The following is a 26,126-nucleotide window of genomic DNA, read 5'->3' as shown; positions in this document are numbered from 1 at the left end:
CGATCGCGGGGCCGCCCGGCTCCGCGTCCCCCGCGGCGGGGCCGGGAGGGTCCGTTCCTGGACCGTCCCGGCCCGGCGGTCCCGTGGCGGGGCGCGGCTGCTGTCCGCCCCGCGGGGGGCGGTGTGCCGGCGCGGAACGCGGTACCGGACGATGGCGGAACGCGGTACCGGACGATCCGGTACCGCACCGGTTCTCCGCCACTGCGCCGGTGCACGTACCACGATTGACCGAGACACCCCTGATACGGGGTCATTTTCGGTCAGGCTACGTCGCATATCTGCCGACCGAGGTCGCGATGCTGTCCACATGCGTACGCATCTCGCGTCGAATCCGTCGGTGCGCGGTCACCGGGCCGCACGACAACCAGGGCCGAGAAGAATACGAGCCGCGACCGGTGGGCCGGATCCGGCCCACCGGTCGCGCCGTCGTCGGCGATCACGGTCCGATAGCCTTCGTGACCTGGAAGTCCGCGGCACCACGATGAGCGGCCGACACCGCTTCGGAGAGGAAGCATGAGCGAGCGGGAGAACGCGGACGGAGGAGACGAGGACCTGCGCCTGCACCGGGGGAACCTCGCGTCCGACCTGCAACTGGCGAGCATGCAGCTCTCCGAGTTCGCACGGGCCCAGGGCCGGCTGCGCGGCCTGCTCGACGCCGTCCTGGCCGTCAGCCGGGACCTGGAACTCGCGGTGGTGCTGCGCCGTGTGGTGACCACGGCCATGGAACTCGTCGGCGCGACCTACGGGGCGCTGGGCGTCCTGGACGAGGACGGCGCCGGGCTGGCGGAGTTCATCCCCGTCGGCCTCAATGAGAAGGAGCTCCATGCTCTGGCGGGCGTGGACCTGCCGCAGGGGCACGGGCTGCTGCGTCTGCTGATCGAGGACCCCCGGCCGCTGCGGGTGGCGCGCATCGCGGAGCACCCCCAGGCGGCGGGATTCCCGCCGGGCCACCCGCCGATGCGGAGCCTGCTGGGCGTTTCCATCCGGGTGCGCGACCAGGTCTACGGCAACATCTACCTCTCCGACCGGCGCGACGGCAGGCCGTTCGACGTGGACGACGAAGCGGTGGTCGTGGCGCTCGCCGGTGCGGCGGGCATCGCCATCGAGAACGCCCGGCTGTACAGCCGGCTCCGGTACGGCGCCGAGCAGTTCCAGCGGCTGCTGCTGCCACGGCTGCCCGATCTGACGCCGTTCACCTCCTGGGCCATGTACCGGCCGGCCTCCGACCCCAGCCTGCTCGGCGGCGACTGGTACGACGCACTCGTCCTCCCCGACGGAGCGCGCGCCATGGCCGTGGGGGACGTCATGGGCCACGATGTGCGGGCGGCCGCGGCCATGGCCCAGGTCCGCAACATGCTGCGGGCACTGGCGTTCGACCGTGGTGCCCTGCCGAGCGAGGTGCTCACCCGGCTCGACCAGGCGTGGGAGGCCATGGGTGAGTCCTCCATGGCCACCGTGTGCCTCACCCGCATCGAGCCCCGGACCGGGAGCGGCTGGAATCTGTGCTGGAGCAACGCGGGCCACGTCCCGCCGCTGCTGGTGACCCGGGAGGGGGACGCCCGGTACCTGGAGGCCGAGGCGGACGCTCCGCTCGGGGTCGACACGGGGCTCCCGCGCCACGACCACCGGCATCTCCTGCCGGCCGGCAGCACGGTGCTGATGTTCACCGACGGTCTGGTGGAACGGCCGGGACAGGATCTCGGCATCGGCCTCAAGGCCGTGGCCGAGGCGGCCGCCGCCCACGCCGACGACAGCCTGGGGAAGCTCTGCCGGGCCGTGTCGACCGCCCAGCCGGACGACGGCCCGGACGATGTCGCCCTCCTGGCCCTCCGGGCGCCCGCGGAGTGACGGCCGCCCGGCGGCTCCGGCCCGTACGGTGGCTCCGACCGTACGGCGACCCCGACCGGCGTCCGGCCGTCGAGCCGCGGCCCGGCGTGTGCTCACCGAGGCGGGCGTCGAACAGCGGGAAGCCGAGCCGCAGATCAGGTCCGCCGCAGCTCGCCGGGATGCGGCGGCCGGGCCCTCCACGAACCGGCGGTGCCGCGGCGGCATTCACCGCGCGGGGACGTAGGCCTCCGCTCCTGCTGCCGACCTCGCGGTGGACCTCGTCGAGCCGATCGACGATCCCGGTCATCGTCGCCCTTCCTCTCCTCGGGCCGGTGACCTCTTCCGGCGCCGGCCGCGTGCGCGCTGAACACGTCCTCGCTCATCCACGCACGACGGGGTGCCCGCCCGGTTCCGCCCGGCCGTGGGGGAACCGGGTGGGCACCCGTCCGGCCTACGGCGTCCGCACCGTCCTCGCAGCCCTCACGGCCTCACAGCCCTCGCTGCCCTCACTGCCCTCTGCCCTCTGCCCTCTGCCCTCAGGCGGATGCCCAGGCCTGGAGCGCGTCGGCCACCGTCTCGAAGAAGAGCGCGTGCGCGATGTGGCTGCACGGGATCTCGGGGTTCCACGGCACGTGCTGGGCGCGCGCCGCGATCTCCTGCCAGCCGTCGATCCTGCGCAGCTGGTCGACCGGCAGCGCGTTGGCCCGGGAGTCGGTCAGCACGATGTCGGGCCGCAGGGACGCCGCGGTGGCCCAGTCGACGGTGGACCAGTTGGCTCCCGGCCCCGCCTCCGGCTCCACCATGCCGACCCCGCGGTCGGCGAGGGCCCGCAGATCGCGCCAGGCCGACGGCCGGGCGAGGTGCACGCTGTCCGGTCCGGCGGGCGACAGCGCCACGACCCGGGCCGATGCGGCATCCCCGGCCGCCGCGCGCAGCCGGAGGTGTGCGCGGTCGAGTTCGCCGGCTCCGGCCGGGCTCCCCGGCGCGCCGAGCGAGCGGGCCAGTGCGGTGAACCGGTCGCGGACGTCGGCGAGCGACCGGCCCTGCCCCACGTCGAGGACGACCACCGGAACGCGTTCCTCCAGCCCCTTCGCCACCTCCGGGGCCAGGCCGTAGATCTGGTCGCCCCCGTAGGCGACGGCCACCACCAGGTCCGGCGCGCCCCGGAGCAGGGCGTCCACGCCGAGCCGGTCGCCGGAGCCGAGGTAGTCGATCTCCTCCAGGGGCAGCGCGCCGGCCTTGGCCGGATCCGGGCTGTCACCGTCGTGGTTGGAGCCGAAGATCCCCGTCGGCTGGATGCCGTGGTCGCTCAGAGTCGCCCCGGCCTGTATGTAGGCGACCACGGTCGCCGGTGTCCGCCGGGCCGTCGCCACCCGGCCGCGGTCGTCGGTGAATGTCCACTCCGTGCTGTGTGCCATGCGCCCCACCCCAACTCTCGCTGTTCGATGTCTCCGGAGAGCATCACCGTCTGCCTGCCCTGGAGGTTCATCGTTCACTCATTCAGTTGGTCACTGATTCACCGTGCGTACCCGGCAGGGAAGTTGGGGACCGGCTCGTCCGATTCCGGTTGCTGAGCCGCCCCGTCCGGTTCCGGTGCCGAGCAACCCCGTCCGGTTCCGGCCGGGGGCCGGCTCGTCCGGTTCCGGTCCGGCCGCCGGGTACGGGACGACCGTACTGCCGCGTCCGTCGATGACCAGGGCGGAACCGGGCCGGAAACCGCGGGCGCCGGTCCGGCACGACACCGCGCACGCCGGTCCGGCAGGTGAACGGTGCTGACCGCGAGGTCGGAGGGGACTGGGGTGGCCCGGCTGCGCAAGCAACAGGTGTGCGTAGTCCGCCGGTCCGCGTCCTACCCGGCTGCTGCCACCTCGCGGGCGGTGTCCGCGAGCCACGACGGGGCGTCGCAGTCGATGGCGCGCAGCGTGGACCGGAGGCGGACGCGGGTCCGGGACGACGTGACCGTGCGCAGGATCGGTTCCAGCCGGAGGAGCGGCGCTTCGGCGTCCCGCCACGCCCCGAGCTGCACCAAGGCGGTCAGCTCCGCGAGCACGTTGCCGAACTCCCGGCGGCCCCCGCCTCCCCGGGAGCCTTCCGAACTCCGCTGAAGGTGCGGCAGCGCCGCGCGCGGGTCCCCGAGGCTCAGCAGCGCCTCGCCGGTGTGCAGCTCCACTTCGGTTCTGTCGATCCACCACGTGAACGCGGGGTCGTTGGCTTGTATCGAGTCCTGGAGACCCCCTGTGGCCCGCTCCAGGGCGTCCAGCGCCCGGCGCTTCTCTCCGGCCTGCGCAAGGCTCCGTGCGCGCCGAACGCGAGCCATGAGCGCCACACGGCCGGGTACCTCACGGCCGGTCAGCATCTCGTCCGTGATCGCCACGGCCTCACCGGCACGGCCGGTGTGCACGTCGACCATGGCGATCATGTCCAGGATGAACCACTCCAGCGGGGCGTCACCGGCGAGGCGGGCCAGGGTGTGCGCCTCCGCGAGCGTGGCGCGCGCCTCGTGGAACCGGGCCGCGTCGTGCAGCAGCCACCCGGCCACTTCCCCGATCTCCGCCACCTGTGCGAGGTGCTGCTTGTCGTCACCGGTGATCCTGCCCCGTTCGGCCTCCCACACCTGCGCGGCGGCGTCCGCCACGTGGTCCCCACCGTGGCGGTTGTCGTGCGCGAGCAGCCACCCCACGGCGTCCTGCACGTAGGTGTCCGGCGCACGGTCGGCGCAGACCTGTGGCTCGGCTTCGCCCCGGGCCCGCGCGGCTTCCCGCTCCAGGCCGTCCAGTGGCACCGCGAGCACCTGCGCGAGCGGTGGTAACCAAGCGTCCGGGATGTGCCCGCCGCGCTCCCACCGGGAAACCTCATGACGCGTCAAGGTGGTGATCCCGGCAGTGACGCACAACCGGAGCGCCAGCGAGCGCTGCGAGAGACCCGCGCGCTTGCGCAGGCCCGCCAGATGGGCGCCGAACCGGGCGCGTCTCGCTTGGTCGTTCATGCAGTGCCTCCCTGCGACCAAGCTACTCGTCCTGGCCCCTCCCCCTGGCCTCCCGTGCGGCCCCTCCCCTCGATCGGGAACGCCGGTTACCTGAACGCACAGCGCCCCGGCGACCGTGCGAGCCGGAGTGGCCCCGTCACGCAAGCAACAGATGTCCGAAGTCGGCCAGCACCTCGCGCACCTCCGGCACGTCCTCGAACTCCTTCAGGCGGCGCAGCACCGTTCGGGCCCGCTCCGCCGTGCGCTCCGACGTCAGATCGCCGGACGTGTCGATGACCCGACGCGCTTCGTCGGCGGCTTGCTCGGGCTCGTTGGCGTCGGCCAGCGCCACCGCCAGCCACGAGCGGTACAGCGCCATCTCCCGGGCGTGGGTGGCGTCGTAGCGCCCCAGCACGTCCCGCAGCAGTGGCACCGCGCGCAGCGGGCGGTGCAACTCGGTGAACACCCGGGCGTCCATGACCTCCAGTTCTTCGCGGCTCACCCAGTACGCCCAGGTGGGCGCCGGGGCGCCGTCCGTGGTGTCCAGGGCGGCGTGTGCCTCCCCGAGTGCCCGGAGAGCCGGTCGGTGTTCTCCCACGCGGGTGTGCGCCCACGCCACGCGGTCCAGGAACAGAGCGCGCGTCGCGGCCGGGGCGTCCGGTCCGGCCTCCGCCACCGCCGCCTTCGCCAGCTCCAGGCCCTCGCGTTCCCGGCCGCTGTTCGACAGGTGATAGCCGAGACTGCCCGCGAGCTGCGCCACGAGCACCGCGTCCCCGGCCTGCCGGGCCGCGGAGATTCCCAGCCGGTAGGCCCGTTCCGCGTCCGCGCCGCGCCCGGCGTCGGAGGCGATCCAACCTGCGATCTGCCCCAACTCCCCGATCCGGACCAACAGGCCCCGTCCGGTGTCCTCGGAGTGGTGGGACTCACGGAACAGGCGCACCGCGGCACGCAGCTCCCGGAAGGCAGGCACGATCAGGTCTCCCCCGGACAGCATGTCGTCGGCCAACCGGAGGCCGTGCACGCGGGCGGCCAAACCGTCCACGGCGGCGGTACCGACCCGGCGCCCGCAGGGACCGGACCGCTCCAGTGCGTCCCCGTCGGGCAACAGATCTGCCAGGGTGGCCGCGACCCCGGGAAGGGCGGCCCGGGCGTCGCCCCGGGCGTATGCGGCGGCCTGTTCGAGCTCATACAGCGGCACACCGAGTACCTGAGCGAAGGCGGGAAGCCACACGTCCGGAATCCGCACACCGCGCTCCCACCGGGAGACCTCGTTCCGGGTGATCGACTGGGCGCCGGAGACAGCGCACAGCGTCGCGGCGAACCGGCGCTGCGAGTGACCGGAGTGCCGCCGCAGTCCGGCGAGGTAGGCGCCGAACTCCCGCCGCCGGTCAGTGCTCGTCATTCCGGCCCCCTTCCGCATTCCGTATCCATGGTGGCCCCTCCCTGGCCCCCTGGTTGGCTCCTCCGCACGATCGAGCAGACCGGTTTCCTGAACGCACAGCGCCCCGGCGGCCGTGCGACCGGCCCGGGGCCCGGCCGATCCGAGAGAGCAACCGACATGCCGCAACCCACGACTCAGGCGCGCCCGACCGGCTGCCCCGGGTACAGCGAGACCCTGCCGCGCGAGCCCGTGAGCGCCGCGGCCGCCCGGCGCCTGGTGCGCGTCGCACTCGCCGCCTGGGGACTGGACGAGTTGTCCGACGACGGCGCCCTGATCGTCTCCGAGCTGGTGTCCAACGCCGTCCGGCACGCGCGCAGAGAATCCATCCGGGTCGTCGTCGACCGCCCCGAAGCGCGGCGCGTGCGGATCGGCGTCGTGGACTTCTCCCCGGCCTGTCCAGTGCGCGGAAACCCCAGCGCCACGGATGAGAACGGGCGCGGCCTCGCGCTCGTGGGGGAGTTGGCGGAGGTCTGGGGGACCGACCCGCTGCCGTGGGGCAAGCGGGTGTGGGCCGAGTGCGCTCTCAACGTCGACTGACTCCGGCCCGTGGACGGCGTCGGGCCGGAGACCGCGGGCGCCGGTCCGGCATGTGAACGGTGCTGACCACGGCGCCGGACGGGGCTAGGGTGGCCGGTGCAGCTGGTTCGCCGTGTCCGCCAGGCAGGGCGTCGCAAGAGGGAACCCGGTGGAATTCCGGGACTGCCCCGCAGCGGTGAGTGGGAACGACCGCCGTCATACGCACTGGGTCCGACGGGCCTGGGAAGCGACGGCCAGTAGGGGTCTGCCCGGCAGACGTGCCCGCGAGTCCGAAGACCTGCCCGTTGCCCGTGCGCCCACCCGGCGCGCGGAGATCCCGGTGACCTCGAGGGCGGGTCGGCGCACGGAAGCAGGCGGGTACCGCGGCAGCACCGCGTACGGCCTGTCCTCCGGTCGTCCCTTCGCGCCCTCGGCCCGTGCCGGGGTTCTCAGGAGCACACTCGCGAAGGAGAGTTCTGTGACCAGCACATCCGCAGCCGCGCCCGCACGGGCCACCGTGCACGGCTACCCGCGACAGGGCCCGGACCGGGAGCTGAAGAAGGCCGTCGAGGGCTACTGGAAGGGCACGGTCACCGCCGGCGCCCTGCACGACACCGCGGCCGGGCTGCGCCGTTCCCAGTGGCGGCAGCTCGCCGAGGCGGGCCTGGACGAGGTCCCCACCGGCGGCTTCTCGTACTACGACCACGTCCTGGACACCAGCGTCATGGTCGGCGCGATTCCCGCCCGGCACCGCGCGGCCGTCGAGGCCGACGCGCTGGACGGCTACTTCGCGATGGCGCGCGGCACTCAGGACGTCGCGCCGCTGGAGATGACCAAGTGGTTCGACACCAACTACCACTACCTGGTGCCGGAGCTGGGCCCGGACACGGTGTTCACCGCCGACCCCGGCAAGCAGACGGCCGAGCTGCGGGAGGCCCAGGCTCTCGGTCTCGCCGCCCGTCCGGTGCTCGTCGGGCCGGTCACCTATCTGCTGCTGGCCAAGCCCGGGCCGGAGGTGCCGGACGACTTCGATCCGCTCACCCTGCTGGACCGGCTGCTCCCGGTCTACGCCGAGGTGCTCGCCGCGCTGCGGGCCGCCGGGGCGGAGTGGGTCCAGCTGGACGAGCCCGCCCTGGCCCAGGACCGCACCCCGGCCGAGCTGAACGCCGCCGCCCGCGCCTACCGGGAGCTCGGCGGCGCGACGGACCGGCCGAAGCTGCTGGTGGCCTCGTACTTCGACCGGCTGGGCGAGGCGCTTCCGGTGCTCGCCAAGGCACCGGTCGAGGGGCTGGCCCTGGACTTCACCGGCACCGCCGCCGGCAACCTGGAGGAGCTGGCGGCGGTCGGCGGACTGCCCGGCAAGCGGCTGGTGGCCGGTGTGGTGAACGGCCGCAATGTGTGGATCAACGACCTCGGGGCGTCCCTGACGACACTGGGCACCCTGCTCGGCCTCGCCGGCCGGGTGGACGTCGCGTCCTCCTGCTCGCTGCTGCACGTGCCGCTGGACGCCGCGGCCGAGCGGGACATCGATCCGCAGATCGCCCGCTGGCTCGCCTTCGCCCGGCAGAAGACCGCCGAGATCGTCACCCTGGCCCGCGGGCTGACGCACGGCACCGGCGCCATCACCGCCGAGCTCGCCGCCAACCGTGCGGACCTGGCCTCCCGCACCGGCTCGCCCCTCACCCACGACCCGGCGGTGCGCGCCCGCGCCGCGGCGGTCACGGATGCCGACGGCCGGCGGTCGGCGTCGTACCCGGAGCGCTCGGCCGCCCAACGGGCCCATCTGGGGCTGCCGTTGCTGCCGACCACCACCATCGGCTCGTTCCCGCAGACGGGCGAGCTGCGCACGGCACGCGCCGAACTGCGCGCCGGCCGCATTGACGGCGAGGCGTACGACAAGCGCATCGCTGCCGAGATCCAGGAGGTGATCGCCTTCCAGGAGCGGGCCGGAATCGACGTGCTGGTGCACGGCGAGCCCGAACGCAACGACATGGTGCAGTACTTCGCCGAGCGGCTCACCGGCTACCTGGCCACCCGGCACGGCTGGGTCCAGTCCTACGGCACGCGCTACGTCCGCCCGCCGGTCCTGGCCGGCGACATCTCCCGGCCGGAGCCGATGACGGTCCGCTGGACCCGCCACGCCCAGTCGCTCACCGAACGCCCCGTCAAGGGCATGCTCACCGGCCCGGTCACCATGCTCGCCTGGTCCTTCGTCCGCGACGACCAGCCGCGCGCCGAGACCGCCCGGCAGGTCGCCCTCGCCCTCCGCGAGGAGGTGAAGGACCTGGAGACGGCCGGGACTTCGGTGATCCAGGTGGACGAACCGGCGCTGCGCGAGACGCTGCCGCTGCGCTCGGCCGACCGGCCGGAGTACCTCGCCTGGGCCACCGAAGCCTTCCGGCTCGCGACCAGCGGGGTCCGTCCGGACACCCAGATCCACACCCATATGTGCTACGCCGAGTTCGGTGACATCATCCGGGCCATCGACGACCTGGACGCCGATGTGATCAGCCTGGAGGCCGCCCGCTCCCACATGCAGGTCGCCGGGGAGCTGGCCGCCGCCGGCTACCCGCGGGAGGTCGGGCCGGGCGTCTACGACATCCACTCGCCCCGTGTCCCGGATGTGGCCGAGGCGGCGGGCCTGCTCCGCCGGGGCCTGGACGCGATCCCGGCCGAGCGGCTCTGGGTCAACCCGGACTGCGGGCTGAAGACCCGCGGCTGGGCGGAGGTCCGGACGTCACTGGAGAATCTGGTCGCGGCGGCCCGCGAGGTCCGGGACGGACTGCCGGCTCCGACGACGGAGTCCTGACCGGGGCCGACCGGAGGGTGGTGCCGGATGCCCCTGGTGTCCGGCACCGCCCGCGGGCCGCGGGACCGACGGGGCCCCCGCCCACGCATCGCACGGACGTGCAAGCCGCGCGGCTCAGGTCAGCGGCAGATCCAGAAGCATCACGGCGAACACCGGGGAGTCCGGGAACGGCTGGTCCTCCCCCACCTTCCGGTACCCCCAGGACTCGTACAGCGCTTGGACCTTCGGGTGCGTCACATCCACCAGCAGCGCCGCGAGGTGTTCGGTCCGGGCCTCCATGAGCGCCCGGTGCAGCCGCTCGGCCGCACCCGTCTTCCGCCACCGCTCACGCACCATCAGCTCCGAGAAGTGGAACGTGCGCCCCCTCTCCGGCGCCGGATCCACGTGCTCCCGCCACCACTCGCGGCCCTCGGCACCAGGGGCACCGTAGGCGAAGCCCGCCACCTCGTTGCCGTCGTGCGCGATGACGCAGGCGAAGTCCGGGTGGCCGCCCCAGCGATCCACGAACCAGGGAAACCGCTGGTTGAACTCGTCCATCTCGGCCGCGTAGACATCGGCGTGTACATCGATCAACGTCTGCCGGATCTGCGGCAGGTCGTGGTGGCTGAAATGGCGCAGCTCCAAGGCTGAGGTCATCGATCCTGACTCCATTCCGATCGGTGGCGGTCCGTCCACTCTCGCGCGGTGCCGGAGTCCGGCGAAAGCGTGATCAGGTCGCGACAGAAGTCCCCCAAGCGCGACCTCATGCGGCCCGGCAGAGTGGTGCCCTCCATCAACACGAACACCTGTTCCGCAGTGGCGCATGCCTGGTCGATGTCCCGTTGGTGAAGCTGGGTCAGGGCAAGTTGCAGGGTGGCCAACGCGCGATTCCGGCGGAACCTCTCCGGGATGGCGGCCAAAGCACGATGTGACGCAGCCTCAGCCTCGGCAGCGTCCCCGGTGCGGTCACGCACGATGGCCGTGATCGCCAACAGCTCGGCGGGACCGTAGAACGCCACCCAAGCAGGCCGGGGAGTATCCGCAGCTGCCTTGCCCAACGCCTCTTCGGCACACCCCAGCGACCTCAGGGCTCCTCGTCTGTCCCCGGCGTTGGAGTACCCGATGGCCGTGCGCGCGTGGGCGAGGGAAGCGAACAGCGGGTCCCGGCGGGTTACGGCTGTCGCCTGGGCGGCTTGCGCGGCGCTCACCGCTAGGGCATGGTCCCGCTGCTGCCCAGCTGCCATGGCATACAGGTTCCACACATCCAGTTCCGCGATGGAGTCCTGTGCCATGCCCGCCAGGTACAGCGCCCGGTTCAGGTGGCCCTGTGCGCGGTCGCTCCGGCGAGCATCCACGGCCGACCATGCCGCGGCAGTCGTGAATTCGGCGGCCACGCTGAACAGGCGCTGCCGGATCCGTTGGGAGGCCGCCCGCTTCTGGAGGTCCAGTGCCTCGGCGGCACCCGCGAGCGCGGCCCTTTCCAGTGCCTCGTGACCTCCTCTGGCGGCGTCCAGCGCCGTCAGGGCGTCCAGGCCACTGCGGAGGCGCATCACATCGGTGGTGCCGACCGCGTAGGGTCGGGCCGCGACCAGGGGCACGGCTGCTGCCGTCGCCCCGGTGGTGGCGGTCAGGAAGTTCCTGCGGTGCACAGGGTCCTCCGTCCTGGTAACGCTCGGTCGGCCCGCCGGAGGGGTGAAGCCCAGCACCTCGGCGGTACGACCGAATATGGCCTCCAGTGCTTCGCGCTGCCGAGGGTGGGGCCAGCGGGACTTTCCGGTCAGCCAGTGGCGCACCGTGCGGTCGCTCACGGTGCCTTCCCTGCCGAGGGACCGAAGGTAGTCGTTCACGGCCTCCGCCAACTCGACCTGTGTCAGACCCGCTTCACTGAGCGCGGCCGCCAACTGTTCGTTCGCCTGCACGTCTTCACGGTAGCGAGGTGGCCGGGATCACGACGCCGGACCAGCCGTGAAATTTCCGGTTTCCCGCGCTGCACGTCGAAGCGAACTTTCCTCACAGCCTGTCACCGTCCGTCGTTCACTGAGTGACAGGCCGCCGCCGAAGGGACAGTTCGGCGACCGGCCGGAGTGGCCCGTGCCCGCCCCCGTCGGGGCGGGCCGCACCGCCCGATCACTGACGAGGGTTCCTGATGAACATGACCACCACCTCCCGCGCGACCGGACACCCCGGATACAGCGAGACCCTGCCGCGCGAGCCCGGGAGCGCCGCCACCGCCCGGCGCCTGGTGCGCGTCGCACTGGCCGCCTGGGGCCTGGACGACGTGGCCGAGGACGGCGCTGTGATCGTCTCCGAGCTGGTGTCCAACGCCGTCCGGCACGCACGGCGCGAGAGCATCCGTGTGGTGGTCGAGCGCACCGCCGTGCGAACCGTCCGGGTGGCCGTCGCGGACTTCTCCCGTGCGCGGCCCGTACCGCGAGCCCCCGGGAACGGCGAAGAAGGCGGGCGCGGTCTGTTCCTCGTGGCGGCACTGGCGACCGCCTGGGGCACGGACGAGCGGCAGTGGGGCAAGGTCGTGTGGGCGGACGTGGAAGGACGAGGGTGAGCGTCTTGGGGCGGACCCCCTGGGTGGGCGACCTGGTCCAGCACGAGGACGCCGACCGGCGCGGTGTCGTCACGGACGTGCGCGGTGGTGCGCTGTGGGTGCTGCGGCCGGAGCACGGGCCGGGGCAGTGGGCCTCGGAGCATCCGGAGCGGCTGACCGTGGTGACGCCCCGCGAGGAGATGCAGGACCGCCTGTAGGTGCGGAGAGGTCGCGGCACGGCGACGGTCGCCCGCCTGATCGGCCACCGGTGCGCGTCTGCGACGATCCCCCCGTGGACTACCCCAACGACCAGTCGCCCGGCGCCCCCGTGCGGTCAGGCATCCCCGAGCACGGACGCGTACCGAAGTACTACGCCGTCAAGACCCGGCTGAGCACGCTCATCGACGAGCTGGGCGAAGGGCAGACGCTGCCGACCGAGCGCGACCTCTCCGTGCGGTACGAGGTCTCGCGCGAGACCGTGCGGCAGGCACTGCGCGATCTGCTCCTCGAAGGGCGGCTGCGGCGCATGGGGCGGGGGACGGTCGTCGCGGGCCCGAAACTGGAGCAGCCGCTCTCCCTCGCCAGCTACACCGAGGGCGTGCGGCGCCAGGGCCTCCGCCCGGGCCGCACCCTGATCTCCCTCGACCGTTTCCCCTGCCCCGCCGGGCTCGCCGACGAGACCGGTCTCACGCGCGGCGAACCCGTCTGGCACCTGGAGCGGGTGCTGCTCGCCGACGACGAGCGGGTCGGGCTGGAGAGCACCTATGTGGCGGTGGCGCGGGTGCCGGACCTGGACACGGACTTCGACCCGGACTCCTCCTTCTACGGCTATCTGCACGACCGGCTCGGGATCGGCTTCGGAGACGCGGACGAGCGGCTGGAGACGGTGCTCGCCACCCCTCGGGAGGCGCTGCTGATCGGGACGCCGCCGGCGCTGCCGATGCTGCTGATCCACCGGGTGTCGCGGGACGTCGCCGGGCGTCCGCTGGAGCGGGTCCGGTCGCTCTACCGGGGCGACCGGTTCAGCTTCACCACCCGGCTGGGCGGGGCGTCCGCGGCCGGCGCCCCGGACTGATCGCGGGGCGCCGGCGGCCCGCGGGGCAGCGCCGAGAATCATCATGATCCGGGCGATACCCTCCTCCAAATATCACGGAAAGATAACGGGTCTAGGCCAAGCTTGGGTCCGTGTTCACCACGGCGACGCCGACCCGATTCATCCGGGCCACCCGGTACGAGGAGCGTCGTCGCCATGCGAGTAACCGTTGTCGGAGCCGGCGTGCTGGGCACCCTGCACGCCTGGCAAGCAGTCGAACGCGGCCATGAGGTCGTCCATCTGGAACGCGAGACCGAGGCCCGGGGCGCCTCCGTGCGGAACTTCGGCCTGATCTGGGTCGGCGGGCGGGCCGGGGGCGAGGAGCTGGAGACCGCGCTGCGCGCCCGCACGCTGTGGGAGGGGATCGGCGCCCGGGTGCCCGGGCTCGGTTTCCGGCCCGCGGGCTCCCTGACCGTCGTCACCACCGAGGCCGAACGGGCCGTCGCCGAGGAGGTGCTCCGCCGGCCCGACGCCGCGGAGCGCGGCTACCGGCTGCTGGGCGCGGAGGAGACCCGCCGGGCCAATCCGGCGCTGCGGGGCGACTTCCTCGGCGCCCTGTGGTGCGGGCGGGACGCCGCGGTCGAGCCCCGTACCGCGCAGCGCGCCCTCCGGGCCGAACTGCTGCGCTCCGGCCGGTACACCTACCTCGGCGGCCGCGAGGTCCGGGAGGTGGTGGGCCCGGCCGCCGTCCGGGACGACCACGACGAGGTGCACCGCGGCGACGCGGTGGTGCTCTGCACCGGTGCCTGGCTCGGCGGGCTCGTGCGGGAGCTGGTGCCCCGGCTGCCGGTGCGCCGGGTCCGGCTCCAGATGATGCAGACGGCACCGCTGGGCGAGACCCTGACCACCGCCGTGGCCGACGCGGACAGCTTCCGCTACTACCCGGCGTACGGCGGCCCGGCCCTGGACGCGCTGGCCGCGGCGCAGGCGCAGCCGCCGGTCGCCGAGGAGCACCGGATGCAGCTGCTGATGGTGCAGCGCCGCGACGGCGGGCTGACCATCGGCGACACCCACGCGTACGAGGACCCCTTCGACTTCGACGTCCTGGAGGACCCGTACGAACACCTGACGGGCGTGGTCGAACGGATGCTGGGCCGCCCGCTGCCCGCCGTGCGGCGCCGCTGGGCCGGGGTGTACGCGCAGTGCGCCGACCCGGCCCGGGTCGTGCACCGGCAGCAGGTCGCCGACGGGGTGCACCTCGTCACCGGGCCGGGCGGCCGCGGCATGACCTGCTCCCCCGCCATCGCCGAAACCACCGCGAACGAACTGGGCTGGTGACACCGATGACCGACACCACCGACAGCAGCATCGATCTGGTCGTGCTCGACATGGCCGGAACCACCGTCGCCGACGACGGGCTGGTCGAAGAGGCCTTTTCCGCGGCGGCCGAACGGCTCGGCGTCGCACCGGGCTCGCCGGAGCACGCCTCGCAGCTCGCCCATGTGCGCGCCACGATGGGCGAGTCCAAGATCTCCGTCTTCCGGCACCTCTTCGGCGACGAGGAGCGGGCGCGGCGCGCCAACTCCGCGTTCGAGGAGGCCTATCACGACCTCGTCGACGGCGGACGGTGCGCGCCGCTGCCGGGAGCGGTCGAGGCGATCGAGGCCCTGCGGGCGGCGGGCCGGCGGACCGTGCTCACCACGGGCTTCTCACGGGCCACGCAGGACCGCATCCTCGCCGCGCTCGGCTGGCAGGACCTCGCCGACCTCACCCTCTGCCCGGCCGACGCGGGACGTGGCCGCCCCTACCCGGACCTGGTGCTCACCGCGCTGCTGCGGACCGGGGCGGACGACGTCCGCCGGATCGCGGTGTGCGGCGACACCTCGTACGACATGCTCACCGGCCGCCGCGCCGGGGCGTCGGTCGTCGCCGGTGTGCTGACCGGGGCGCACGGCGACGCCGCGCTGCGGGAAGGCGGGGCGACGCATGTCCTCGGCTCCGTCGGCGAGTTGCCCGCCGTGCTGGCCGTCGCCGACGCGGAGGCCGCCCGGCGGCCGGGAGCCCCGCGGTGACCGGGCGGCAGGGCTCGGCGCAGGACGCCCCGGCGGGCATCCGCTTCGACGGGGTGTCGGTCTCCTACGGCGGGACCCCGGTGCTGGACTCGTTCGACCTGACCGTGCGGCCGGGTGAGGTCATGGCGCTGCTCGGGCCGTCCGGCTCGGGCAAGACCACCGCGCTGCGGACGGTCGCCGGATTCGTCACGCCGTCCTCGGGGCGGGTGTTCCTCGGCGACCGGGACGTCACGGAGCTGCCGCCGTACCGGCGGGGCATCGGGATGGTCGTCCAGCAGTACGCGCTCTTCCCACATCTGCGGGTCGCGGACAATGTGGCGTTCGGCCTGCGGGCGCAGAAGGTGCCGCGCCGCGAGATCGGCGCCAGGGTCGCCGAGGCCCTCGACATGACGGGCATGACCGGCCTCGCCCGGCGGTATCCGCGGGAGCTGTCGGGCGGTCAGCAGCAGCGGGTGGCGATCGCGCGGGCGCTGGCCGTCCGGCCGGGGGTGCTCCTGCTGGACGAGCCGTTGTCGGCCCTGGACGTGCAGCTCCGCTCGGGCATGCTGGCCGAACTGGGCCGGCTGCACCGCGAACTGCCGGACGTCCCGGTCCTGTACGTCACGCACGACCAGGTCGAGGCGATGACGCTGGCGGACCGGATCGCCGTCATGGACGGGGGCCGGATCCAGGACTGCGGAACGCCGCAGGAGCTGTACCGCAGGCCCCGCACCGAATTCACGGCCTCCTTCGTCGGACACGCCAATCTGCTGCGGGTGACGGTGCGGGAGACGGCGGCGGACGGTGCGGTCGTGGCCACCCTCGCCGGTACGCGGATCCGCGCCACCGCCGCGGGCGGCGGCCGGCCCGTGCCGGGAGCGGGCGCCGTGCTCTGTGTCCGTCCCCATCTCGTCGCCCTGGGGCCGGGGCCCAACGTGCTGCGCGGCACGGTCGCCGAGGTGCAGTGGCGCGGCCCCACGCACCGGATCCTCGTGGACACCGCGGGCGGCCGGGTCACGGCCGACGTCCGGGAACTCCGGGAAGCCCCCGCCGTCGGCGCGGACGCCGAGGTGCACTTCGCGCCGGAGGACGCGGTGCTGCTGCCCGCACCGGCGGACGAGCCGGCCGCCCGGGAACCGGCGGCTGCGGGTGCGGCTGCGGGGGTGGCCCATGGCTAGCGCGGTACGGTCCGGCGGGCCCGGGCGGCCCGTTGCGGCCGGCGCCGGACCGGACGCGGGCGGGAGCGAGGTCCGCGGGGCGGAGCGGCCATCCCTCCGTGAGCCGGGCGCTCCTCCCGGCGCCCACCGTCCGGGGCGCCGCCGCACCCTGATCCGTCTGCTGTGGGTGCTGCCGCCGGTGGCCGTCCTGGCAGCAGTCTTCCTCCATCCGCTCGCGCTGGTGGTCCGGCAGTCCGTGACCCCCGACGAGGGTGGCGTCTCCGTCGAGCCGTACACCGAGGTGTTCGCCTCCGCGGTGTTCCGGGAGGCGCTCGGGACCACGGTGGGCATCGCCCTCGCCGCGACCGCGGGCTGCCTGGTGCTCGGCTTCGGGCTCGCCGTGGTGATCGCCTTCGTGCCGTTCCCCGGTGCCCGGGCGGTGTCCCGGTTCGTCGACGTCTTCCTCTCCTTCCCGTCCTTCCTGATCACGCTCGCGCTGCTCTTCCTCTACGGCACCGCCGGGATGGCCAACGGCATCTGGACGGACGCCACCGGCGCGGCCACCGGGCCGTTCCGGTTCCTCACCACGCCGTGGGGTGTGATCCTCGCGGAGATCACCTACTTCACGCCGTTCGTGATGCGTCCCCTGCTCGCCGCCTTCGCGCAGCTGGAGACCGCCCAGCTGGAGGCCGCCGCCTCGCTCGGCGCCCGGCCGGCCCGGATCGTCCGGCGGGTGATCCTGCCGGAGGCGATGCCGGCGCTCGCCGCCGGCGGCAGTCTCGTTCTGGTGCTGTGCCTCAACGAATTCGGCATCGTGCTCTTCACCGGCGCCAAGGGCGTCACCACGCTCCCGACGCTCGTGTACGGCAAGGCCATCCTCGAATCCGACTATCCGGCGGCCTGTGTCGTCGCCGTCGTCAATGTGGTGATCTCCGTGGGCATCTACGGCCTCTACAGGACGGTGAGCCGCCGTGCTGGTGCATAGCCGGGCCGGCCGCCGGGCCGTCCACACCGTCTTCTTCACCCTGTTCGTGCCGCTGTTCGCGATACCGTTGCTGGTCGTCGTGGCCGCCTCCTGCGCGACGCACTGGAGCGGCGCCTTCCCGTCGGGGCCGACGGGAAGGCACTACGAGGCGGCGGTCCAGGGCGCCTCCGTCCACGCGCTGACCACCAGCCTGGTCACCGCGGCCGTGGCCAGTGCTCTCGCGCTGCTCCTCGGCACCTGGGCGGCGCTCGCCGCCGCCGCTCTCGGCCCCCGCGGGCGGCGTCTGGTCGACGCACTGTTCATGCTGCCGGTGGCGGTGCCGTGTGTGGTCGTCGGCCTCGCCGTCCTCGTGGCGTTCAGCAGTCCGCCGCTACTGCTCAACGGCACCCGGTGGGTCGTGATCATCGCGCACACCGTGCTGGTCACCGCGTTCGCCCAGCAGTCGGTGTCGGCGGCCGTGGCGCGCCTCGACCCGATGTACGAGCAGGCCGCCGCCGGCCTCGGCGCCCGCCCCTGGTACGTGCTGTGGCGGGTGAAGCTGCCGCTGCTGCTGCCCTCGCTGTCGGCCGCCGCCGGACTCTGCTTCGCCCTGTCCATGGGCGAGTTGAGCGCCACGATGATGCTCTATCCGCCGGACTGGATGCCGCTTCCGGTCCAGATCTTCGCCGCCACCGACCGGGGCTCGCTGTTCACCGGCTCCGCCCTGGCCGTGGTCCTCATGGGAACGACGCTGCTCGTGCTGCTCGCCGTCTCCCGCCTCCGCACCCGGGCCTCCTACCGCTGACCCGTATCCCCGAGGAGTCACAACGTCATGTTCCGTCACAGCAAGCCGGTCACCGCCCTCTCCGCAGCCCTGTTGCTCACCGCTCCGCTCTCCGCGTGCGGCACGCCCTCCGCCTCGCAGGACAAGAACGTCGTCACCGTCTACAGCGCCGACGGCCTCAAGGGAGAGAAGGGCGACGGCTGGTACGACCGGGTCTTCCGGGACTTCGAGAAGAAGACCGGCATCACGGTGAAGTACGTCGAGGGCGGCTCCGGCGAGATGGTGCAGCGCGCCGTCCGCGAGAAGGTCAACACCCAGGCGGACGTCCTGGTCACCCTGCCGCCCTTCATCCAGCAGGCGGACGCGAAGGGGCTGCTGGCCCGGTACGAACCCGCCGGTTCCGACAAGGTCGCCCCGGCGGGCAAGGACCCCGACGGCGCGTGGACCGCCGTCGTGAACAACTACGCCGGCTTCATACGCCACCGCAAGCAGCCGAAGGAGGCCCCCACCACCTGGGAGGACCTGCTCGACCGCGGCTACCGGAACAAGCTGCAGTACTCCACCCCCGGGGTCGCCGGTGACGGCACCGCGGTCCTCATCAAGGCGATGCACGACTTCGGCGGCAAGGAGCCCGCCATGGCCTTCCTGAAGAAGCTGCAGGCCAACAACGTCGGCCCGTCCTCCTCCACCAGCAAGCTCGCCCCCAAGGTGGACAAGGGCGAGATCCTGGTCGCCAACGGGGACGTGCAGATGAACCACGCGCAGTCCGCATCGATGCCCAACCTCGGCATCTGGTTCCCGGCGAAGCAGGGGAAGAAGCCCACCACCTTCGCCCTCCCCTACGCCGCCGGACTGGTGAAGAACGCGCCGCACGACGCCAACGCCAGGAAGCTCCTCGACTTCATGCTCGGTGCGGCGGCCCAGAAGCAGGTCAGTGAGATCGGCGGCGGTTTCGCGGCCCGCACCGACATCGAGGCCACCGACCCGAACGCCAGGGAACTCGACCGGATCGTCCGGGGCGTCGAGGTCTTCCAGCCGGACTGGCAGGACATCCACCGGAACCTCGACACCTATCTGGACGCCTGGCGGACCGCGACCGGAAGCTGAACGCCTGGCGGACCCCGGCCGGAAGCCGACCGCCTGGCGGACCGCGGCCGGAAGCCGACCGCTTGGCGGACCGCGACTGGAAGCCGACCGCCACCCGTGGCGCGGAGTCGCCGGCGCTCCGCGCCACGGGCAACTTGGGGCCGGGGATGGCGACCGCCCCCGGACGCGGTGCGCCGCTTCATCGCGCCGGGCAGGAGCGGCGTCCGGGGCGGGACCGGAGCGTTGCCGGGGACCCGCTCGTGCCCCCGCCGGGCGGGAGTCGGTAGCATTCCGGAGCAATTCCCCCTGGACGAGGACGGCTCATGAGCACCACCCCGGCACGACGGCGCGCGACCGCCGTCGTCGTGGGTGTGCTCCTGGCGCTGACCGGGGTGCTGCTGTGCAAGCCGTGGGTACCGGCCGGCCCCCAACAGGCCGCCGCAGCCCCGGTCGGTACAGCCCCGGTCGACGCAGCCCCGGTCGACGCAGCCCCGGTCGGCACAGCTCCGGCCGCCGCGGACCCGGCCACTACGGGCCCGGCAACGGCCCCGTTCCGCACCGATGCCGACGGCTCCACCCGCGTCGACGACGCCACCGGACTCGACGGCTCCGGCGCACCGGGCTGTCAGGAACGGGACCGGGACACCGGCTCCCAGCCCGCCGTGCCGCCCCGCAGCGGGCCTTCGCAGGACCATGTGTCGCTGCTGGCGGAACGGCCCCGGCCCGACTGCCGGACCGTGCTGAGCGTGGTGCACACCCGGCCGGCCGTGACTGCCGCGGCGCTCACCGCGCCCACCCCGGTCGAACTCTCGGTGCTGCGGGTGTAGACGACGCCGGGCCTCCGCCCGTGCCTTCGTCCCCCGTACTTTCCCCGGTGCGCGCGGCGCTCAGCGCTCGCGTGCTCCGTCCTGCACCCTGAGGAGATCCTCATGGCTCCGGCCACCCCATCCGGTCGCAAGACCTCCCGGCGCGGCATCGTCATCGGTATCGGTGTCGCGTTCGCCGCGCTGCTGCTCGGCTTTCTGTCCCAGTTCGCCACCGGCTCGTCGGACGGCTCCGGAGGGGCCGGCGACGCAGCGTCCGACGCGGGAGCCTCCGGTTCCGAGGCGGACACCTATGCCCAACTGACGAAACTGGCCCGCCGCGACCCCGGCGACAAGCTGGCGCAGGGCCGCGCGGACGCTCCCGTGGTCATGATCGAGTACGCGGACTTCGGCTGCTCGTTCTGCGGGAAGTTCGCCCGCGACACCGAACCCGGCCTGGTGAAGAAGTACGTCGACCGCGGTGTGCTCCGCATCGAGTGGCGCAATCTGCCCATCTTCGGCAAGGCCTCCGAGCGGGCCGCGCGCGCCTCCTGGGCAGCCGGCCGGCAGGGCAGGTTCTGGGAGTTCCACAAGGCGGCCTACGCGGATGAGGACTCCAAGGCCAAGGGCTTCGGCGCGGACCGGCTCGACGCGCTGGCCCGCGAGGCGGGCGTGGACGACCTGAAGCGGTTCCGGAACGACCTCGACAGCGCGGCGGCGCGGAAGGCCGTGCGCCGCGACCAGCAGGAGGGCTACCGGCTCGGCGCCTCCAGCACACCGTCGTTCCTGGTCAACGGGCGTCCCATCGCCGGGGCCCAGCCGCCGGAGGCGTTCGCCCAGGCGATCGACGCGGCGCGGGAGGCGGCCGGCCGGAAGGCGGCCGGGAAGTGACCGACATCGGCTACCTCGCGGCGTTCCTCGGCGGGCTGCTGGCGCTGCTGAGCCCGTGCAGCGCCCTGCTGCTGCCCGCGTTCTTCGCCTACTCGATCGACTCGGCGTCGCGGCTGCTGGCCCGGACCGGCATCTTCTACCTGGGGCTGGCGACGACGCTGGTCCCGCTGGGTGCCGCGGGTTCGCTGGCCGGGCGGCTCTTCTACGGGCACCGGGACCAGCTGGTCACCGCGGGCGGCTGGCTGATCATCGCCCTGGGCGCCGCCCAGATCCTGGGGCTGGGCTTCGTGTCCCGGCGGCTGCAGGCCGCGTCCGGGCGGATCCGGCCGACGACCGCGCTGTCCGTCTACGCGCTCGGCGCGGTCTACGGGCTGGCGGGCTTCTGCGCGGGGCCCATCCTCGGCAGTGTGCTGACCGTCGCGGCGGTGCACGGCTCTCCGGCCTACGGCGGTGCGCTGCTGGCGGTGTACGCGCTCGGCATGGCGATGCCGCTGTTCCTGCTGGCGCTGCTCTGGGAGCGTTTCGACCTGGGCCGTCGCCGCTGGCTGCGGGGCCGGCCGCTGCGCGTCGGGCGGCTGGAACTGCACACCACGTCCCTGTTGTCGGGGGCCTTCTTCATCCTGCTGGGCACGGTCTTCCTGGTGTACGACGGCACGTCCGCACTGCCCGGGCTGCTCGGCGTGGACGACTCCTACGAGGCCGAGCGGTGGGCGCAGCAGGTCGGGACGGCCGTCCCGGACGGTCTGCTGCTGGCCGGGATCGTGGCCGCGGTGCTGGTGGTGCTGCTGGTCCGGGGGCTGCGGAGCCGCAGGGAGCAGTAACCCGGGCCTGCCGACGGGCCGAGGGGACTCGGGCCGCTCGTTGCGCCGGTGCGCGTACGGGCGGCCCGACTCCGTGGGGACCAGCTCCGTGTGGGGCCCGGTTCCTTGGAGCCCAGGTCGTCGGGGCCCGGCTCCTCGGTGGCCCGCATCCGCTTGGGTCCGGTTTCCGGGCCGATGATCAGTGCGGCCGTCCGCCGCTCAGGAGACGGCCGTTCGTCGATCGGGTGATGTCCGGCCGGCAGGCCGTGGCTCGCCGGTCGCGGCGGGCGGGAGCCGGGAGACTGCTCCCGCATCGATGGTCACGCTGTGAAGTGGGTGGGCGAATGCGGCCGGTCAGCCGACGACGGGTACTCCAGGGCAGTGCGGTCACCGCCACGGCGGTGACGGGCGTGGCGGGTTCCCCGTTCGCCGGGTTCGGCGGGCTGGTGCAGGCCGCTCCGCGCGGGACCGTTCCCGACTCCGCGTGGGAGGAGTTGAACCGGTCGCTGGAGGGGACGCTCATCCGGCCGGAGGACGACGGCTACAACACGTGGGGACACCCGCAGAACCTGCGGTACGACGCGAAGCGGCCGGCGGGCGTGGCGGTCTGCCACACCGCCCGCGGTGTCCGGACGGCCATCCTCTGGGCGGCGCGGACCGGGGTGCACCTGGCCGCCCGCTCCGGGGGCCACAGCTACGGCGGCTACTCCGCCACCACCGGGCTGCTGGTGGATCTGGGCCAGCTCGACCGGGTCCGGGTGGACCGGCGGGAGGGCACCGTCACCGTCGGTGCGGGAGCCCGGAACACCGATCTCTACAACGCCCTGCAGCCGTTCGGCGCGGCCGTTTCGGCGGGGCGGTGCCCCACAGTGGGGATCAGCGGGCTGACGCTGGGCGGCGGCTTCGGCTTCAGTTCCCGGATGCTGGGCCTGACCTGCGACAGTCTGCTCCGGACCACGGTGGTGACGGCCGCGGGCAATCTGCTGGAGAGCGACGCGGTCCGGCACTCCGATCTGTTCTGGGCGTGCCGGGGCGGGGGCGGCGGGAACTTCGGCATCAACACCGGGTTCACCTTCCGTACGACCCCGGTCGACCGGGTGTCGGTGTATCAGCTCGACTGGGACTGGGAGGACGTGCCGGCGGCGTTCGCGGCGGTCCAGGCCCTGGTCATGGAGGCGCCGAACGCCTTCTCCTGCCGGATCGGCGGCGGGGCCGCCGGCCGGACCCGGAAGGAGATCCGGTCCCGGCGGACCCTGTCCGCGCTCGGGCAGTACTTCGGCCCCGCGGACGAACTCCGGGAGCTGCTCGACCCGGTGCTGCGTGCCGCGCGGCCGCAGCGGGTGCTGATCGAGAACCGGACCTTCTGGCAGGCGAAGGACTTCTTCTACCACAGCGTCCCCAGCGGCCGGTACGCCGTGGGCTCCCGGTACCTCGACCGCCCGCTGCCCGACCGGGGCGTCGAGGCGTTCGTCGACGCCGTCGACGTCTGGCCCGGCAGTTCGAACCCGGACGGGGCGGGCATGGCGCTGTTCGCCTGGGGCGGGGCCATCGGCGACACCGGTCCCCGGGAGACCGCGTTCTGGCACCGCTCGGCCCGCTTCCTGCTCGCCACCGAGACGACCTGGGCGGAGCAGGACCCACCGTCCCTGGTCCGTGCGAACCTCGACTGGCTGAACGCCCTGAACCACGCGCTGGAGCCGTACGACAACGGGTACGCCTACCAGAACTTCATCGATCCGGCGCTGCGCGACTGGAAGCGGGCCTACTACGGCGGGAACTACCCCCGGCTCACCGAGGTGAAGCGCGCCTACGACCCCGGGGATCTCTTCCGGTTCCGGCAGAGCATCACGGGCTGACCGCGCGCGGCGGCGCCCCGGACCGGCCGGTCCGGGGCAGGCCGTGCACCGGCCGGCGGAGCCTCGTAGGCCGCAGGGTCACTCGGCCACGCCGTCCAGGTGCGGCAGATAGTGCTCCAGGCGCTCCCGCTTGGCCCGCAGATAGCGGATGTTCTCCTCGGAGGGCGGCATCAGCAGCGGCACCTGCTCGGCGATCTTGACGCCGTGGCGCAGCAGCGCCTCGCGCTTCAGCGGGTTGTTCGACAGCAGCCGCACGGACCGCACATCGAGGTCGTGCAGCATCTCCGCGGCCACCCGGTAGTCGCGGGCGTCGACCGGGAGCCCGAGGGCGAGATTGGCCTCGACGGTGTCCAGGCCCTCGCTCTGCAGCTTCATCGCCTGGAGCTTGGCCAACAGGCCGATGCCCCGCCCCTCGTGGCCGCGGAGGTAGACGAGGATGCCGCGCCCCTCGGACGCGATGGCGCGCAGCGCCGCGGTGAGCTGGTCGCCGCACTCGCAATGCGTGGACCCGAAGCCGTCGCCGGTGAGGCACTCCGAATGCACCCGGGTGAGAACCCCCTCCCCTCCCTCCACATCGCCGTATACGAGCGCGACTTGTTCTTCCCCGCTCGCTCGGTCCAGATAGCCTATAGCGAGAAAATCGCCGTGCACGGTAGGCAGTCGGACATTTACCACGCGCTCGGCGCCTTGCGGCCGAGTACTGCCGTCGAACACGACATCACTAACTGTCATGGCGGGATCCTACCTCTGCCGGTAATCGCTCAGCTGTGTAGGCGAACAATGCCATAAGAACGCCAACGAAGCACCCCCGCCATCCAGTTCGGCCGACGTTCCGGCAGGTCCGCGTAGGGTACTCCTGCGGACGCGTTCGGAAAGGCCGGTTGCGCCCGTTCATTCTGGCCGCCCGGTGGCGGCACCCGCAGCGCAAAGAACGAAAGGCCGGAAAGACATGAGCGGTTCGGGAACGCACGACAGGCCCTCCGGCCTGCTGCCGCGGAGCACCACCGAGGAGGTCCGGGAGCGGCGGCCGGCCGTCGCGATCCTGCCCGTCGGCAGCTTCGAGCAGCACGGCGCCTTCCTCCCGCTGGCGACCGACACGGTCATCGCCTGCACCATCGCACGGGAGATCGCCGCAGCGTACCCGGTGTTGCACCTGCCTCCGGTGACCGTCTCCTGCTCCCACGAGCACGCGGACTGGCCGGGGACGGTGAGCATCTCGGCCGCCACCCTGCACGCCGTCGTGGGAGACATCGCGGCCTCGCTGCGGCGGTCCGGCATCGGATCCTTGATTCTGTTGAACGCTCACGGCGGGAATTACGTACTCCGTAACGTGGTTCAGGAATCTGCCGGCAGTGGCACCCGCATGGCACTTTTCCCGGGACCCGCGGACTGGGATGCCGCGCGGAACCGGGCCGGTGTACAGACGTCCTCGCACAGTGATATGCACGCGGGAGAACTGGAGACGTCCATCCTGCTGCACGCGCATCCGGAACTGGTCGGAACCGGCTATGAAACGGCGGACTGTCTTGCGGACGACCGCCGGCATCTGCTCAGTCTCGGTATGGCGCCCTATACGGAGTCCGGAGTGATCGGCCGTCCTTCCCTGGCGTCCGCGGAGAAGGGAAAGGAGTTGCTGGCCGGTCTCGTCGATTCCTTCGACGAGTACCTCACGCTTCTCACCGCATAGCAGACATTCACCCCGTCCTGTCCCTTTCGGCGAGCCCCGCGGGCGGCCGGTGACAGGATGCGTTCCGCATGCCCCGACGGACATGCCCCGACAGAGGGGAGAGACACCGCGGCCGTACCGCGGACCCCTCTCGTGACGAAAGGCGCCCATGACCCGATCGACCGACTCCGCCGTCGTCCCCCGGCTGGTCCGTTCCCGGCAGGTGACCCGATGACCGGCCCCGCCGAGCAGCGCGGCGGCGCCCCGCTCGACGCCGGGAGCGCCTGGGACCGGATCCGCGGAATCCGCTCCGCGGCGGACGCCGGGGCCGCCGGGCTGGTCCCGGACGGGAACGGCGGTCTGCGCTGGGAGCAGGACGCCTCGCCGGAGGCGGCGCTGCTGGCCGACCGGTATCTGCCGCTGTGCCTGGGCGGCCCGCGGCTCGCCTTCGCCCAGCTCGGGCAGAGCCTCGACGGGTTCATCGCCACCCGCACCGGCGACGCCGACTACGTCACCGGCGAGGAGGACCGCTGCCATCTGCACCGGCTGCGGGCGCTGGCCGACGCGGTGCTCGTCGGCGCCGGGACGGCGGTGGCGGACGATCCGCAGCTCACCGTGCGGGCCTGTACCGGGGTGAGCCCGGTGCGGGTGGTGCTCGACCCGGACGGCCGGGTGCCGCTGCGGCGCCGGGTGTTCACCGACGGGGCCGCACCGACCCTGTGGGTGGTCGGTGCCGGCCGCGAGCGGGAGCGCGCCGTGCCGGACGGGGTCGAGGTGCTGACCCTGCCGGACCGCGCCGCGTTCGCTCCCCGCCGCCTGGTCGAGGCCCTCGCCCGGCGCGGTCTCGGCCGGGTGCTCGTCGAGGGCGGCGGCGTCACCGTCTCCCGCTTCCTGGACGAGCGCGCCCTGGACCGCCTCTATGTGACCGTGGCTCCGGTGCTGCTGGGGGACGGCATACC

General features: G+C 73.1%; 23 protein-coding genes, 1 pseudogene and 1 riboswitch. Of the genes and pseudogenes, 18 read left to right on the top strand and 6 right to left on the bottom strand.

Going from position 1 to position 26,126, the window contains the following annotated elements; all coding sequences use genetic code 11:
* Window positions 1–513: 513 nt before the first annotated feature.
* Entirely contained in the window at window positions 514–1,848 is a 1,335-nt protein-coding gene (locus ABT112_RS24830) for a PP2C family protein-serine/threonine phosphatase (RefSeq protein ID WP_351513074.1), read from the top strand.
* A gap of 515 nt (window positions 1,849–2,363) precedes the next feature.
* Here ABT112_RS24830 and ABT112_RS24825 read toward each other — a convergent pair.
* The 3 genes from ABT112_RS24825 to ABT112_RS24815 form a co-directional block, all read right to left on the bottom strand.
* A complete protein-coding gene (locus ABT112_RS24825; protein ID WP_351513072.1) occupies window positions 2,364–3,245 on the bottom strand; it encodes a substrate-binding domain-containing protein in 882 nt (293 codons plus the stop codon).
* Between the two features lie 431 nt (window positions 3,246–3,676).
* Complete coding sequence (locus ABT112_RS24820) at window positions 3,677–4,813, bottom strand: helix-turn-helix domain-containing protein (RefSeq protein WP_351513070.1); 1,137 nt, start codon at window positions 4,811–4,813, stop codon at window positions 3,677–3,679.
* Between the two features lie 136 nt (window positions 4,814–4,949).
* A complete protein-coding gene (locus tag ABT112_RS24815; RefSeq protein WP_351513068.1) occupies window positions 4,950–6,194 on the bottom strand; it encodes a helix-turn-helix domain-containing protein in 1,245 nt (414 codons plus the stop codon).
* Window positions 6,195–6,350: 156 nt separating this feature from the next.
* Here ABT112_RS24815 and ABT112_RS24810 point away from each other — a divergent pair, with 156 nt between their 5' ends.
* Together ABT112_RS24810 and metE are read left to right on the top strand one after the other, a co-directional pair.
* Window positions 6,351–6,770 (top strand): ATP-binding protein, encoded by a 420-nt coding sequence (locus tag ABT112_RS24810; protein WP_351513066.1) that lies wholly within the window; start codon window positions 6,351–6,353, stop codon window positions 6,768–6,770.
* A gap of 99 nt (window positions 6,771–6,869) precedes the next feature.
* Window positions 6,870–7,057: riboswitch (cobalamin riboswitch) on the top strand.
* 170 nt (window positions 7,058–7,227) lie between these two features.
* The gene (gene metE, locus ABT112_RS24805; RefSeq protein ID WP_351513064.1) at window positions 7,228–9,558 is read left to right on the top strand and encodes a 5-methyltetrahydropteroyltriglutamate--homocysteine S-methyltransferase; all 2,331 of its coding nucleotides are present in this window, start codon (window positions 7,228–7,230) and stop codon (window positions 9,556–9,558) included.
* 114 nt (window positions 9,559–9,672) lie between these two features.
* On the opposite strand, the gene ABT112_RS24800 is transcribed toward metE, so the two are convergent.
* Together ABT112_RS24800 and ABT112_RS24795 are read right to left on the bottom strand one after the other, a co-directional pair.
* The gene (locus ABT112_RS24800; protein WP_351513062.1) at window positions 9,673–10,194 is read right to left on the bottom strand and encodes a GNAT family N-acetyltransferase; all 522 of its coding nucleotides are present in this window, start codon (window positions 10,192–10,194) and stop codon (window positions 9,673–9,675) included.
* Window positions 10,191–11,456, bottom strand: a complete 1,266-nt coding sequence (locus ABT112_RS24795; RefSeq protein WP_351513061.1) for a helix-turn-helix domain-containing protein — start codon at window positions 11,454–11,456, stop codon at window positions 10,191–10,193. Before ABT112_RS24795 ends, ABT112_RS24800 begins: the two co-directional genes overlap by 4 nt.
* A gap of 227 nt (window positions 11,457–11,683) precedes the next feature.
* Between ABT112_RS24795 and ABT112_RS24790 the strand changes: the two genes are divergently transcribed.
* The 13 genes from ABT112_RS24790 to ABT112_RS24730 all read left to right on the top strand — a co-directional run bounded on the left by ABT112_RS24790 (window position 11,684) and on the right by ABT112_RS24730 (window position 23,501).
* Window positions 11,684–12,097 (top strand): ATP-binding protein, encoded by a 414-nt coding sequence (locus tag ABT112_RS24790; protein WP_351513059.1) that lies wholly within the window; start codon window positions 11,684–11,686, stop codon window positions 12,095–12,097.
* On the top strand, window positions 12,094–12,294 hold the full coding sequence (locus ABT112_RS24785) for a hypothetical protein (RefSeq protein WP_351513057.1): 201 nt from the start codon (window positions 12,094–12,096) through the stop codon (window positions 12,292–12,294). The genes ABT112_RS24790 and ABT112_RS24785 overlap by 4 nt, the downstream gene beginning before the upstream one ends.
* Before the next feature lie 74 nt (window positions 12,295–12,368).
* Window positions 12,369–13,151, top strand: coding sequence for a GntR family transcriptional regulator (locus ABT112_RS24780; protein WP_351513055.1), 783 nt, complete (start codon window positions 12,369–12,371; stop codon window positions 13,149–13,151).
* A gap of 174 nt (window positions 13,152–13,325) precedes the next feature.
* The gene (locus tag ABT112_RS24775) at window positions 13,326–14,447 is read left to right on the top strand and encodes a TIGR03364 family FAD-dependent oxidoreductase (protein WP_351513053.1); all 1,122 of its coding nucleotides are present in this window, start codon (window positions 13,326–13,328) and stop codon (window positions 14,445–14,447) included.
* Between the two features lie 5 nt (window positions 14,448–14,452).
* Window positions 14,453–15,181: a phosphonatase-like hydrolase gene (locus tag ABT112_RS24770; RefSeq protein WP_351513052.1), complete on the top strand. Its 729-nt coding sequence runs from the start codon at window positions 14,453–14,455 to the stop codon at window positions 15,179–15,181.
* Window positions 15,178–16,338 (top strand): ABC transporter ATP-binding protein, encoded by a 1,161-nt coding sequence (locus ABT112_RS24765; RefSeq protein WP_351513050.1) that lies wholly within the window; start codon window positions 15,178–15,180, stop codon window positions 16,336–16,338. The genes ABT112_RS24770 and ABT112_RS24765 overlap by 4 nt, the downstream gene beginning before the upstream one ends.
* Entirely contained in the window at window positions 16,331–17,302 is a 972-nt protein-coding gene (locus tag ABT112_RS24760; RefSeq protein ID WP_351513048.1) for a 2-aminoethylphosphonate ABC transporter permease subunit, read from the top strand. Before ABT112_RS24765 ends, ABT112_RS24760 begins: the two co-directional genes overlap by 8 nt.
* Complete coding sequence (locus ABT112_RS24755) at window positions 17,289–18,086, top strand: ABC transporter permease subunit (protein WP_351513046.1); 798 nt, start codon at window positions 17,289–17,291, stop codon at window positions 18,084–18,086. The genes ABT112_RS24760 and ABT112_RS24755 overlap by 14 nt, the downstream gene beginning before the upstream one ends.
* Window positions 18,087–18,113: 27 nt before the next feature.
* The gene (locus ABT112_RS24750) at window positions 18,114–19,172 is read left to right on the top strand and encodes a 2-aminoethylphosphonate ABC transporter substrate-binding protein (RefSeq protein WP_351513045.1); all 1,059 of its coding nucleotides are present in this window, start codon (window positions 18,114–18,116) and stop codon (window positions 19,170–19,172) included.
* Between the two features lie 302 nt (window positions 19,173–19,474).
* Window positions 19,475–19,978 (top strand): hypothetical protein, encoded by a 504-nt coding sequence (locus ABT112_RS24745; protein WP_351513043.1) that lies wholly within the window; start codon window positions 19,475–19,477, stop codon window positions 19,976–19,978.
* Between the two features lie 102 nt (window positions 19,979–20,080).
* Complete coding sequence (locus tag ABT112_RS24740; RefSeq protein WP_351513041.1) at window positions 20,081–20,845, top strand: DsbA family protein; 765 nt, start codon at window positions 20,081–20,083, stop codon at window positions 20,843–20,845.
* Window positions 20,842–21,666, top strand: coding sequence for a cytochrome c biogenesis CcdA family protein (locus tag ABT112_RS24735; RefSeq protein ID WP_351513040.1), 825 nt, complete (start codon window positions 20,842–20,844; stop codon window positions 21,664–21,666). The genes ABT112_RS24740 and ABT112_RS24735 overlap by 4 nt, the downstream gene beginning before the upstream one ends.
* A 389-nt stretch (window positions 21,667–22,055) precedes the next feature.
* Entirely contained in the window at window positions 22,056–23,501 is a 1,446-nt protein-coding gene (locus tag ABT112_RS24730; protein WP_351513038.1) for an FAD-binding oxidoreductase, read from the top strand.
* A 78-nt stretch (window positions 23,502–23,579) separates the two neighbouring features.
* Here the strand turns inward: ABT112_RS24730 and ribA are convergent, their stop codons facing one another.
* Window positions 23,580–24,233 (bottom strand): GTP cyclohydrolase II, encoded by a 654-nt coding sequence (gene ribA / locus ABT112_RS24725; RefSeq protein ID WP_351513036.1) that lies wholly within the window; start codon window positions 24,231–24,233, stop codon window positions 23,580–23,582.
* A gap of 217 nt (window positions 24,234–24,450) precedes the next feature.
* Here ribA and ABT112_RS24720 point away from each other — a divergent pair, with 217 nt between their 5' ends.
* Together ABT112_RS24720 and ABT112_RS24715 are read left to right on the top strand one after the other, a co-directional pair.
* Window positions 24,451–25,188, top strand: coding sequence for a creatininase family protein (locus tag ABT112_RS24720; protein WP_351513034.1), 738 nt, complete (start codon window positions 24,451–24,453; stop codon window positions 25,186–25,188).
* 57 nt (window positions 25,189–25,245) lie between these two features.
* A pseudogene (locus ABT112_RS24715) lies at window positions 25,246–26,058 on the top strand (RibD family protein); the annotation flags it as partial.
* Between the last annotated feature and the right edge of the window lie 68 nt (window positions 26,059–26,126).

The sequence above is a fragment of the Streptomyces sp. NPDC002055 genome, from assembly GCF_040296705.1.
In the GTDB taxonomy this organism is placed as follows: Bacteria; Actinomycetota; Actinomycetes; order Streptomycetales; family Streptomycetaceae; genus Streptomyces.
This window is presented reverse-complemented; position numbering and strand designations above follow the sequence as displayed.